Annotated in this window: 12 protein-coding genes; 7 read left to right on the top strand and 5 right to left on the bottom strand. The window is 30.7% G+C overall.

Annotated features, from left to right (window positions below):
* Positions 1-1,026 carry a UDP-3-O-(3-hydroxymyristoyl)glucosamine N-acyltransferase gene (gene lpxD / locus H277_RS0100310; protein WP_019973557.1) on the bottom strand — a complete coding sequence of 342 codons (1,026 nt, stop codon included), beginning with the start codon at positions 1,024-1,026 and terminating at the stop codon, positions 1-3.
* Between the two features lie 87 nt (positions 1,027-1,113).
* Positions 1,114-2,346, bottom strand: a complete 1,233-nt coding sequence (locus tag H277_RS0100305) for an HD domain-containing protein (protein WP_019973556.1) — start codon at positions 2,344-2,346, stop codon at positions 1,114-1,116.
* 234 nt (positions 2,347-2,580) lie between these two features.
* Between H277_RS0100305 and porX the strand changes: the two genes are divergently transcribed.
* From porX to H277_RS0100285, 4 genes are read left to right on the top strand one after another with little or no spacing between them, the layout of a single operon-like run.
* Positions 2,581-4,134 carry a T9SS response regulator signal transducer PorX gene (gene porX, locus H277_RS0100300; RefSeq protein ID WP_019973555.1) on the top strand — a complete coding sequence of 518 codons (1,554 nt, stop codon included), beginning with the start codon at positions 2,581-2,583 and terminating at the stop codon, positions 4,132-4,134.
* A complete protein-coding gene (tsaE, locus tag H277_RS0100295) occupies positions 4,135-4,539 on the top strand; it encodes a tRNA (adenosine(37)-N6)-threonylcarbamoyltransferase complex ATPase subunit type 1 TsaE (protein WP_019973554.1) in 405 nt (134 codons plus the stop codon).
* A 5-nt stretch (positions 4,540-4,544) separates the two neighbouring features.
* Entirely contained in the window at positions 4,545-5,750 is a 1,206-nt protein-coding gene (locus tag H277_RS0100290) for an alanine dehydrogenase (RefSeq protein ID WP_019973553.1), read from the top strand.
* 17 nt (positions 5,751-5,767) lie between these two features.
* On the top strand, positions 5,768-6,127 hold the full coding sequence (locus tag H277_RS0100285; protein ID WP_146810278.1) for a hypothetical protein: 360 nt from the start codon (positions 5,768-5,770) through the stop codon (positions 6,125-6,127).
* A 275-nt stretch (positions 6,128-6,402) separates the two neighbouring features.
* Here H277_RS0100285 and H277_RS0100275 read toward each other — a convergent pair whose 3' ends face one another.
* Positions 6,403-7,617: a porin gene (locus H277_RS0100275; protein ID WP_019973550.1), complete on the bottom strand. Its 1,215-nt coding sequence runs from the start codon at positions 7,615-7,617 to the stop codon at positions 6,403-6,405.
* 70 nt (positions 7,618-7,687) lie between these two features.
* Complete coding sequence (locus H277_RS0100270) at positions 7,688-8,218, bottom strand: YqiA/YcfP family alpha/beta fold hydrolase (RefSeq protein ID WP_019973549.1); 531 nt, start codon at positions 8,216-8,218, stop codon at positions 7,688-7,690.
* 676 nt (positions 8,219-8,894) lie between these two features.
* Here H277_RS0100270 and H277_RS0100265 point away from each other — a divergent pair.
* Positions 8,895-9,443, top strand: a complete 549-nt coding sequence (locus tag H277_RS0100265) for a hypothetical protein (RefSeq protein ID WP_146810277.1) — start codon at positions 8,895-8,897, stop codon at positions 9,441-9,443.
* Positions 9,444-9,614: 171 nt separating this feature from the next.
* Positions 9,615-11,492: an AAA family ATPase gene (locus H277_RS0100260; RefSeq protein ID WP_019973547.1), complete on the top strand. Its 1,878-nt coding sequence runs from the start codon at positions 9,615-9,617 to the stop codon at positions 11,490-11,492.
* 171 nt (positions 11,493-11,663) lie between these two features.
* Here H277_RS0100260 and H277_RS20285 read toward each other — a convergent pair whose 3' ends face one another.
* Positions 11,664-11,936 (bottom strand): hypothetical protein, encoded by a 273-nt coding sequence (locus tag H277_RS20285; RefSeq protein WP_169337504.1) that lies wholly within the window; start codon positions 11,934-11,936, stop codon positions 11,664-11,666.
* Here H277_RS20285 and H277_RS20610 point away from each other — a divergent pair.
* Complete coding sequence (locus H277_RS20610; RefSeq protein WP_081623177.1) at positions 11,832-12,593, top strand: DUF3667 domain-containing protein; 762 nt, start codon at positions 11,832-11,834, stop codon at positions 12,591-12,593. The genes H277_RS20285 and H277_RS20610 overlap by 105 nt on opposite strands.
* Positions 12,594-12,833 lie beyond the last annotated feature (240 nt).

Genomic DNA, 12,833 nt, shown 5'->3' with positions numbered 1-12,833 from the left:
CTACTTTTGTTTGTTCTCTTTTTCTAATTTATCGATTCGTTTCACAATTTCAGGAAACTTTCTAAAGTGCACGTATGATTTTCTGAAACTTGATGCGTCCATTGCAGGTGATCCATACAATTGCGTTTTATTTTCTACATCTGTGTTAATACCACTTTGAGCTTGTACTTGAACAAAATCTCCTATTGTCAAGTGTCCAGCAATACCAACCTGTCCTCCAATCATACAATTGCGTCCAATTTTAGTCGAACCTGCTACTCCACTTTGCGAAGCAATTACAGTATTTTCTCCTATTTGTACGTTATGTGCAACTTGAATCTGGTTATCTAATTTTACCCCTTTACGAATAATTGTCGACCCCATCGTTGCTCTATCTATCGTCGATCCTGCTCCAATTTCTACATTATCTTCTATCAAGACATTCCCTATTTGAGGAATTTTTTCAAAAGATCCGTCAGGATTTGGCGCAAAACCAAAACCATCAGCACCAATCACCACATTCGAATGGAGGATACAATTCTGACCTATTTCACATTCTGCATATACTTGTACACCTGAATGCAAAATGGTATTATCCCCAATCTTAGCATAATCGCCAATCGTCACATTTGGATATATCTTTACATTATTCCCAATTGAAACATTAGCTCCAATATAAGAAAAACTTCCAATATATACATTATCCCCTAGTTGAGCAGTAGAACTTACCTTTGTATATTCTTCTATCCCTATTTTATTATTTTTGATGGTATGATAATATTGCAATAATTGTGTAAAAGCCTGGTAAGCATCATCAACCACAATCAATGTAGACGAAATGGAATCTGTTGCCACAAAATCTTTACTCACAATCACAATAGAAGCATTGGTTGAATAGATAAAATGTTCGTATTTCGGATTAGCTAAAAACGAAATCGACCCCTCTTTTCCCTCCTCTATCTTCGACAATGTGGAAACCTCTACATTTGCATCACCTTTTACGGTTCCTTGCAATAATTGCGCAATCTCTGCAGCTTTAAATTTCATAGTCTGCAAAACTAATAATTATTCTTAAATTTATAAAATGATTATTTAAGTAATTTAACTTTTTTGTCAAATTCTTTCAATCTCTATTTATAAGCTATGATAATGGTATTTTGTAATTTCTTGCTGTAAAAACTGAGTTAATAAACTTTTCTCCGAATTAGAAATTTCTTTTACCTCACCATTTTTATATAAAACTTTAATCGGACTTTTAGATTTTTCATAAGGAACGATTTTTATTGTCGTTTGTTCTACAAAATAACTTGCGTCCTCTATTTCTAAAACCTTCTCAACTCTATTTTTTTCAACTAAAATTTCTTCGTCAGATTTTTTTTTATCCATCAAATAAGATTTTGGCAAAGTACGTTGAATAATATTTCTTGATAATTTACTCAGTATCAAATCATCATGAAACTGCCATTCTTTAATCGCTGATAATACATCACTATCATCCAAACGAGTGAATATTTCCAATCCTTTTTTTGATAAACTCCCAACTTCATTTTCTTCTAAGAAATAGTTAAAAGCAAAAGTTGCAAAAAGATGCTCTCCTGTTTTAGTCAACTCTTTTGCTCTTCTCAAAACACTAATCAAAAAATTTTCTGCTGTAAACGATTTTTTGTGCATGTACACTTGCATATACATAAACATACGCGCCATCAGAAATTTTTCTACCGATGGAATTCCTTTCGCCTCTATTACCAATTCATTATTTGCCACATTCATCATCGAAATAATACGTTCCGGATTGATGTTTCCTTCCACCACTCCCGTATAAAAGCTATCCCGTTTTAAATAATCCATTCGATCGCAATCCAACTGACTCGAAACCAATTGTGACAAAAACTTTTTGGGGTGTTGTCGTTTAAAAATCTGAATCGCTAAATCTAAACGTTGATCAAAAATCTGGTTCAGTTCTTCCATCAAACGAAGTGAAATTTCTTCATGATGAGAACCATTGATGATTGAGTGTTCAAGGGAATGAGAGAAAGGACCATGTCCCAAATCATGCAAAAGAATTGCAATCAAAGCGCCATTTTCTTCTTCAGCTGTTATTTCAACATTTTTTCTCTTAAGTGTATTCAAGGTTTTCTGCATTAAATGCATACAACCCAAAGCATGATGAAAACGAGAGTGTCTGGCTCCAGGATAAACCATTTCCGTTAATCCTGTCTGCGAAATTCGACGAAGACGCTGAAAATATGGATGTTGAATTATTTGATAAATAAGCTCGTTTGGAATCGTTATAAACCCATGAACCGGATCATTTACTATCTTCAACTTATTATTGTTTAATGGATTCAAACGTACTATTTTGTTCACAAAGATATGAATTTTTAATCATTCAAAACCCGCCTGTCTATAATATGGACTGTTTTTACGAAAATTTTTAGCACAAAATCATTTTTGGAATTATTTATGCTAATTATTCAGCACAAATTTTAGTAAAAACAACTTTTTGTTTAACATACAATTTAGATTTTAACATTTCTGTTCTCACTATATTTGGAATAATTCTAAAAATAGAAAATCAATATAAAAAATAAATTATTACGAATGGCTATAAAAATTTTATGGATTGACGATGAAATCGATTTATTGAAACCTCATCAACTTTTCTTGGAGAAAAAAGGATATGAAACAACTATGATAAACAATGCAACTGATGCATTAGAAGAAATAGAAAAAGAAAATTTTGCTGCTGTTTTAATTGATGAAAACATGCCTGGTTTAAGCGGTTTAGAAGCTTTACCTAAAATAAAAGAACTGCGTCCGAATCTTCCTGTTATTATGGTGACAAAAAGTGAAGAGGAGCATATTATGGAAGATGCTATCGGTTCTCACATTGCAGATTATTTGATAAAACCGGTTAACCCGAATCAGATTTTATTGAGTTTAAAAAAGATTTTGGACGCTTCTAAAATAATTTCAGAAAAAACCGTAATCAATTATCAACAAGAATTCAGAAATATCACAATGGATATGATGAATGCACGTGATTTCGAAGATTGGCAGGAGATTTATAAAAAAATTGTTTATTGGGAACTTGAACTAGAAAATATTGAAGATACAGCTTTAACTCAAATTATAGAAAATCAGAAAAGTGAAGCAAATGCAGCTTTCTTCAAATTTATCGAACGAAATTATGAAGATTGGTTACATGATGAAGAAGACAGACCTGTTTTATCGCATACCATTTTCAATCAATTAGTTCGTCCACAACTTGGTAAAAATGAACACGTCTTATTGATTATGGTTGATAATCTTCGCTATGATCAATGGAAAGTTATCGAACCTATCTTCAACCGTTACTACAATTCGGATGCCGAGAATCTATATTATAGTATTTTGCCTTCTGCCACTCAATATGCCAGAAATGCTTTCTTTTCCGGGTTAATGCCTTTAGAAATTGAGAAAAAATATCCACAATACTGGTTGAATGACACAGATGAAGGAAACAAAAATATGCACGAAAAAGAGTTGCTGGGAGAACAACTAAAACGTCTTGGATTAAGTGATTTATCTTACAATTATTTCAAAATTCTAAATTCAGATTTTGAGAAAAAGATCGCAGATGATTTCAATAATTATAAAAACAATAACTTAAATGTCATTGTGTACAATTTTATTGACATTCTTTCGCATGCCAAAACGGATAATAGAATTGTAGGAGAAATGATTCGTGATGATAAAACATACCGCTCCATCACAAAACATTGGTTCGAGAATTCTTACTTGATGGAGATTGTTAAGAAAGCTGCACAAGAAAAAATGAAAATTATTGTCACAACTGATCATGGAACAATTTACGTAAAAGAACCTACAAAAGTAATTGGTGATAAAGAAGCAAGTACAAACCTGCGTTATAAATTAGGAAAACAATTGCAATATGATCCTAAAGATGTGTTAGCTGTTGAACAACCGGAAAAATTTCTTCTACCTAAGGTTAATGTAACGTCAAAGTATATCTTTGCAAAAGAAAATTTATTTTTAACGTATCCTAAAAATTACAATCATTTTGTTAATTATTACAAAAACACCTACCAACACGGAGGTATTTCTTTAGAGGAAATAATTATCCCAATGGTTGTATTAACACCAAAAAATTAAATGAAATTTATCATCAATCATTTAGACGAATTACCTGAAGTTGCTCAAAAAATAATTGATCAACTTCACTATAAATTAATCACTTTCGAAGGAGAAATGGGTGCCGGAAAGACCACTTTTATCAAAGAATTTGTAAAAGCATTAGGAACAACTGATGAAATCTCCAGCCCAACTTTTTCCATTGTCAATGAATATGATACAGAGAGAGGAAAAGTTTATCATTTTGATTTTTATCGTCTAAATCATGAAGATGAAGCACTGGATTTTGGTATTGAAGAATATTTGTATTCAAATCAATATTGTCTAATGGAATGGCCAAATAAAATTGCTAACTTTATACCTGATGAGCATCACACAATTACAATTGAAAATATAGAAGGTGCTCGTCATTTAAATTTTAGTTAATTACTATGGACGGAAAAAATATTTTTACGCCTTTTTCACAGGAAGATCTAATCCCTCAACCTGAGCGTTTAGAGATTCCTCACAAAAAGGAACGCTTTGATATTGGAATTCCAAAAGAAACAAATAATCAAGAAAAAAGAATTTGTCTTTCTCCTGATGCTGTCGAAATCTTAGTCAACAACGGCCATCAAGTTACGATAGAAACAGGCGCAGGAGAAGGTGCAAATTATTCAGACAAAGAATATTCAGAAGCAGGTGCGCAAATATGTTACAATACACAAGCTGTTTTTGAAAAACCTATTGTATTAAAAGTCGGTCCACTTACTTTAGAAGAAATAGATTGGATAAAACCTGGTACGTTGGTTATTTCTTCTGTTCCGACAAATACGTTGAAACGGGAATATTTTCAGAAACTCATGACTAAGCGTGTCAATGCAGTTGGTTTTGAATTTATCCGCGATGAGCAGAATCATTTGCCTGTTGTACGTTTGTTAAGTGAAATTGCCGGAACAACTGCAATTTTGGTTGCGAGTGAATTAATGTCTTCGACAAATGCCGGAAATGGAATTTTAATGGGGGGAGTTACTGGAGTAAGACCTACAGAAGTTGTCATCTTGGGAGCGGGAACTGTAGCTGAAAATGCAACAAGAACAGCAATCGGTTTAGGTGCTTCTGTCCGTGTCTTTGATAACTCATTAACGAGGCTGAGAAGGTTACAACAAAATATTGGGCAGCGCGTTTCTACCTCAACATTAGATCCAAAAGAACTAGGAAAAGCCTTACGAAGATGTGATTTAGCAATTGGAGCACTTCGTGGAGAAACCCGTACACCATGTGTTGTCACAGAAACTATGGTTCAGAACATGAAATCCGGTGCTGTGATTATAGATGTCAGCATTGATCAAGGTGGTTGTTTCGAAACATCTGAATTAACAACACATGATCATCCCATCATGATTAAGCATGATATTATTCATTATGCTGTTTCAAATATTACTTCTCGTGTAGCACGTACGTCTACCAAAGCGCTGAGTAATTATTTCTTATCTTATTTATTCCAAATTTCTGAAGAATCTGGTTTTACGAATGTCGTCCAAACTGATAAAACTATAAGAAATGGCGTATATTTGTACAAAGGAAGAATTGTAAAAAAGAACTTATGTGATTGGTTTGATTTACCATTTCACGACATTAATTTATTGATCATATGACGTTTACGCAAAGATTTATGAAATATTTGCTGGGAGTTGGAATAGGGATGGTTTTCGTTGCTATGGCATTCGGTCCTCGTGCATTCTCATGTAACTATTTTCCAAATGCAAGAGTTTTAGATGAAGCTTATTCTAAAAGGTTATCGATTTCGCCAGAAGCTCAAGCATTTTTAAAAGCCGAGAATTTAGATTCAACATTCTTAAAAAAAGAATTATTCAAAAGAAGTAAAGTTGACTTCGACAACTCTAAAAAAGATCAGGTTCCGTGTAGAGAATACCTGGCAAATTACAAAAGCAAAGACAATTCAAAAGAGTATGATTTTGTTCTTGAAATTTGCAAAGAAGATTCGAAATTAGTTTCAATTCAAAAGAAATAGCAAAAGCCTCTCAATTGAGAGGCTTTTTATATACTATTCTTTGTTCTTAATTTAAAAACTGTAAAAGGATTAATACTACGATAAAAATGATGATTGATACAATAAGTACATCCTTAAACTGTACTTTTTTTGTCCCAAACTCTACATTTCTGTTTAGGCTTTTTTTCTTTTTATTGGCTGGCATTGGTTGGTATTTGTACCACAAATTTATGCAAATAATTCAAATATCATACTATTATCTTATTGTAAAATAGTTATAAGCACAATATAATATCCTAAATCCCAATTTCTATTTGTAGCCTGGCATACCAATTATTTTTCTTTTCCAGATTATAAAATTTTTGCTGCTCATAGGCTACTTCTGCCTGTAATTTAAAAGCATGCTCCCAAATGTATTTCGTTAATCCCAGACTATATTCGTTGGTATTTGGCGCAAATTCAAAAATTTTATTATCCACTTTTTGTATAGAATATCTTCCGATTACTTCCCAATGTTTAGGAAATGTATATGATCCCTGGAAATCCATTCCGTGACCATTGTACACATAATTAAAATCTGCAGGATCTTCCGGATTGTAAAAAATCGTTTGATCTGAATTCCTATTCAAGTAAGCATACATAAGACTCCAACCACGATACTTGAACATCGCATCAAAAAATAACGATTGAATATTTGCAGTCCCAAACAATTCATCTCCTTGCTGTCCTTTCGTTTTATGTGCATTATTATTGTAACTATACGCTCCTGAAAGCATCAATTTTGGTGTTTGTTCGTGCGATAAATCTCCTTCATAATTACTTCCGTCGTTTGTAAAAGCTCCGAATGGGAATAATTCTACTTTTCCTGTATATGCTAAACCTGTATCATCAAATTTTGTCCAGTTTCTCCCCTCTCCTGTGGAAACAGCTCCTCGAAAAGTATATGAAAAATGATCTTTCGATTTCTTAGAATGTTGAAACTGGAACCCGAAATCGCGGTCGATATTAAAATCTGCGTTATTTATAGAACGATCTGTTAACTGAAGTGCTCCGGAAGAGTTGATACGTTGTCTATTTCCCGGCAGTTTAGTTTGACCAAATCCAAAACTCCAGCGGTTATTCGGATTATAAAAGATCATGGCATCGCGAATAATATTTGTATTCTTACCTTCTTCTGCTTCTCCTACATCTCCTGATGCGAAAGAAAGCTGCAACGAATATTCGAATTTAGGACTCCCTATATAACCATCTAATCGAAGTCGTAAACGTCTTATTTGTGCGTCAATTTTATCTTCTTCATCCTGATTGTCAATATACGTTACCCTATTCTGCATTCTGAATCGAATATTTACCTGATAAAGACTATCGGGAGAAGTGATTCCTAACCCATCTCCATAACTATAATATGGTGACATTAAGTTTTTATATTCCTCCGTCTTAATCGTATCTTTCTTCTGAGCAAAAAGACTACAAGACATTAAAAAAAGTGGCAAGATTAAATAATACTTCATGATATAGCTTACTGCTTTAATTTTGGTGCAAAAATGCAAGTAATAAAATTAAATAATTGTAAAGAGTAAATTAAATTAATGTTAACAATGACTCGAAATTACGAATACGATGATCATCATCCACTTCTATAATTTTGATTTGTTGAGGAAATATATGTTGCTGAATTTCAAAAAATTCTTTCATTTTTTCGAAATCTAGCACTTCATCATGAACAGACAGAAAAACTTTTGTATGCTCGAAACGATTCATATCAACCAAATATTGATGTAGGTTTTCAGGAAAATTATCTTCACGTTTCACAGATACATCAATCAAAGGATTCAACAAAACCAATTCACTTGATTTTCCATTCTCCTTTAGTTTTTGTTGTAACTGCCAACCGAAATTTCCTCCTGTAGAACTTCCGACAATCGTTAAATCCTTAACCAATCCTTTTAAATGGTCATAAGCTTCGAGTAAAATAGCTGATATGTTATCATCAACTTTCCATTCTACACAGGTTGCAGAAGGATGAATTTTTAAAATAGATTTGAATTTAGTAGAATTGGCAGAACTATTTAGTCCATGGATATAAACAATTTGTCGGCTATTCGTATTCATATTCAGCTTAATTAAACCTTTAAATTAAAAATTTTCTATACGTTAATCAAAATTGGTCTGTAAATTTAACAATATAATCGTGTTGCAAGAAATTCTTTCATTAAAAAAGTAACCGTTTTGATCGCTTTTAACTATTTATTCAAACTGGTTAATATATTCATTTAGAATTACACCTTTTATTCTTCCAACAATTCAAAGTTGAATTGCTCATCAATCCTAAATCGTCGGAGTTTCTTCATTCATTTTCAATTTAGTTTTAGTCATTGAATGTTTTTAAATCGTTTCAAATGTTTCATTTTTTATTCATCATTACTTTTTACTTGACTAAAAAAGTAACCAAAAAGTCAAGGCTGTAAATCTCTATCACTAAAAACATTTCCATTCCACTAAAAATTTAAAAAAACCTACGGGCTAAAACCTTTTTAACATTCCACACAAACATTTTCTTCACGTGAGAATTTTAAGACCGTTTTTTTAATCCTTTTTTCAATAATACGTTTTCTTGTCATTCTGAGCTAGCTGGAGAATCTTATACATTTGTCACATTGAGTTTGTCCATTTCAAATAGAATTCTGTGTCCAAAAAGATGAAACCAAAGAAAAGTCTATACAGAATACGCAGTTAAAATTACACTGAAAAACAACAATATACGCTAATTTTAACAAAATATTAAAAAATGATACTCGATATAAAAACTTTCGTATATTTGGGTGTTAGCCGTAATTTTATGACAAACTTAGATCAAATTGATTATTTGAAAATTTTCACAATAATTTCTCCTTTTATTGCAGCATTTATTGCTGCGAGATTAACATTTTTCTTCACACTAAAATCTAAAAAATTTGATATTCTTTATGCAAATAAAATTCCTGCATTTAAAAATATTAATGAGAAATTAATTGAATATAAAATATTCTGTTTAGGTAGAGTTGCATATTTTGAAGGAAATGAATTATCTCCATATTGGAGCGAAGATATTGGAGCTTTTGAGTTTAGAAAAAGTATTACAAAAATATATGAAGAAAATTCAATTTTTGTTTCCAAGAAAAGTAGATTATCAATTGAGAACTTAATCAACAATCTGAGTTTATTATGCAACATGGAAATTCAACTTGTAGATAATGTTTTAGATGAAAGAATTGATTTGAAGGAAACTTACTTTAATGCATATATCGAAGTTGAAAAATTGATACAAATCCTTTATAACGAACTAAATTTAAAGTAAAAACTACGGCTAACATTGTATTGGCAAAATGCGGGCTGAACAGCTTCGTATCAACGGAAGTGCAAAATTCAACTTTCGTTCTTCGTATCAGCATTAGTGCTAAAAATCCCGCCCATCGCCAATACGCAGCCCGTTATCGGCAATTAAAAACGAACAAAACCCAAAATTGAAATGGAGCAACTTTTAGAAGATCTAATAAAAGAATCAACCCTTCATAAAGAAATTTATAATCAATTAGAAATTGATGAAAAGAAATTAAATATTTTTGACACAATTGTTGAAATAGCTATCAAAATTAAAACTCAACTTTTGCAACAAAATATTGATACATCATACAGACAACTGTATAATAATCAAATCTCAGCAATTTTAAGTCAACTACAATACAGAGATCACGCTAATTCAAACTTTGTAATTCATCAAGACGAACATTGGAAGCAACAAAATAAAAATAGCTTTACTCAATATATTTACGATTCAATTAAAGGTTTAACCGATGGGTTTAATTTTCAAATTGATTTTTTTGAAAAAATAGGAAATTTTGATTCTAATATTGTAATTGTTGGAGCTAATGGAAGCGGTAAAACCTCATTATCAGAAAAATTAAAACAATATCTAAACAATAATGGTGTAGTAATTTCAGCTCAAAGAATACTTAAATTACCAACATTTGAAAATATTGGTAATCCTGAAATTACTGCTACCAAACTTAAAGAAGAACAATTAAGAGGTAAAACCTACAAAAATACTGACGATTTTAGATACATTGCAAATGAATTTGAGATCGTTCTAAAACATTTATTAGCAGAAAATATTTCAATCGGAAATAAATACCGAAAACAAGCCATTGAAAATACAAAAAATGAAAAACCAATTGACTCTCCACAAAACACAAATTTAGATGCAACAATCGAAATATGGAATTCACTAATTGAACATAGATATTTAGATTGTGAAGATGGAATAAATATAAAAACGTATGTAAAAGAAACAGATACTCCTTATCCAAGTATTCAGATGAGTGATGGAGAAAAAGTTCTTTTATACCTGATAGCACAAGTAATGTTAGCTCCCGTGAATGGTTTTATTGTAATCGATGAGCCAGAAATGTATTTACACAAAACAATCTTAAAGAGATTGTGGAATATATTAGAATCAAAACGTAATGACTGTCTATTTATTTATTTGACACATGATTTAGATTTTGCAACAAGTAGAAATACAGCAAAAAAAATATGGATAAAATCATATAAATACCCAAACTATTGGGAAATCGAAAATATAGAATCAGAGGAAATTCCTCAAGCTCTACTTTTCGAACTTTTAGGTAGCAGAAAAAATATTTTATTTTGTGAAGGAATCAAAGGTTCTAATGATGAAAAAATATATTCAATGCTTTTTCCAGATTATACAATTACACCTGTTGGTTCTTGTTTCAATGTAATTAATCACACAAAAGCTTTTAATAAATTAAACAATATTAATACTTCCGCAATTGGACTTATAGACTCTGATCATCATTCTGTTGAAAGATTAGATAAAATTAAATTAGAAAATATTTATAGTTTTTCAGTCTCGGAAGTTGAAAATCTATTTCTCGATGAAGAATTTCTAACAAATCTTTCAACACATTTAATGACAGATCCTGAAAAAATCAAACTTATTAAAATAGATGTAATTAAAGAATTAGAAAAAGAAAAAGAATTACAAATCTCTAACTATATTTCCACTAAAATAAACAACATATTTACTGATTCAGATTTGACTAAAGGAAATACTATTCAAAAAGTTAAAGAAAACTATCAAATATTTTTAGACGCTATTAATATTGATAGTTTTTATGAACAAAGAAAAACTGAAATAGAGAAAATAATCACAGATAACAATTACGAAAAAACAATTTCAATTTACAATAATAAAGGATTAAAAAAAATTGTATCAAGACACTTAGCTATAACTGACTTTACGGAAAGATGTTTCAAATTCATCCAAAATAATCCTGACCAATTAAATATTTTGAAAAAGTATTTTCCATCTGAAATAATTTAACTGCCGATAACAAGGGTTTTGCGTCAGGCGGGCTGAAAGTAAACTTTCAGCCCATTTTTTTTCACTCGCAAAATTGCTTTTCTTAAAACAATAAACTAAATTAGTTTTCGAAAAGAGCAATTTGCTTGAACGGACGAACTTGAACTTCGTTCAAATTCTCTCCCGTTCTTCTCAAAGCCCCGAATCGTTGTAGGTAATTTTAACCAAAAAGCCGTTGACAACAGTGAAAAAAGAAGAAAATAAAAACAAATTTTGGAAAACGGCACTTGGAATTACAACAGGAATTATTCTTGCAAAAATATTTTTTGAATATCTTTGGCCTATTATTTTTAAATAGAAATGTCCAATAGTAATCATATCTGTAAAAATTGTAATAATAATTTTAATGGTAATTTCTGCAACTTTTGCGGACAAAGTTCTCACATTCACAAAATAAATTTTCATTTTGTAATCCACGAAATTCAACATTCAATTTTTCACGTTGATGGAGGTATATTTTACACTATTAAAGAATTATTTAAAAGACCAGGAAACTCGATAAGGGAATATATTGATGGAAAAAGAGTAAAACACTTTAAACCTGTCACTTATGTTATTATTCTGTCAATTATATATTTATTTTTGGAGCACAAAATAAACAAAAATCCTTTTATTGAAGATGGATTATTGGGAATTGTTGATGGAATTAAAAATGGGAGAAATATTAATGAAGAAAGTTTTAAGATTTTTGAATGGCTAATTCATAATTATGCTTATACAGCACTTTTATTAATTCCATTTTTTTCTTTATCATCATTTATTTCTTTTAGAAAATCAAAATTTAACTATTTTGAACATTTACTGTTAAATACATTTCTATTTGGGCAAGTCACTTTAATATTTTTACTAACAATTCCTCTATCTCTACTTTTTCCAAATAATTCAAAGACAGAGATAATCAGAGTAGTTTTTTCGATAATTTTTACTTTTTGGGCATATTTTCAATTTTTCAATAATCTCAACAAATTTTCAAGAATTTTAAATACAGTATTGACTTACTTAATTTTTATATTTTTAACCACATTAATTTTGATAATGTTAACACGAATAGCTATAGTCTAAAAATACTGCAACAAACATCGTATTGGCGCAATGGCGGGGTTAAGTGCTAAATTCAGCTTTTGTACTTTTTTCGCCGCCCAATGTGTTTCATTTTTTATTCATCATTACTTTTTTACTTGATTAAAAAAACATTTCCATTCCACTAAAAATTTAAAAAAAACCTACCGGCTAAAACCTTTTTAACATTCCACATAAACATTTTCTTCACGTGAGAGTTTTAAGTCCATTTTTTAAAATCCT

Origin of the sequence: Empedobacter brevis NBRC 14943 = ATCC 43319 (assembly GCF_000382425.1) — a bacterium.
Classification (GTDB): domain Bacteria; phylum Bacteroidota; class Bacteroidia; order Flavobacteriales; family Weeksellaceae; genus Empedobacter; species Empedobacter brevis.
Note: the sequence above shows the minus strand (reverse complement) of the source record. Positions and strands in the feature narration are given on the sequence as shown.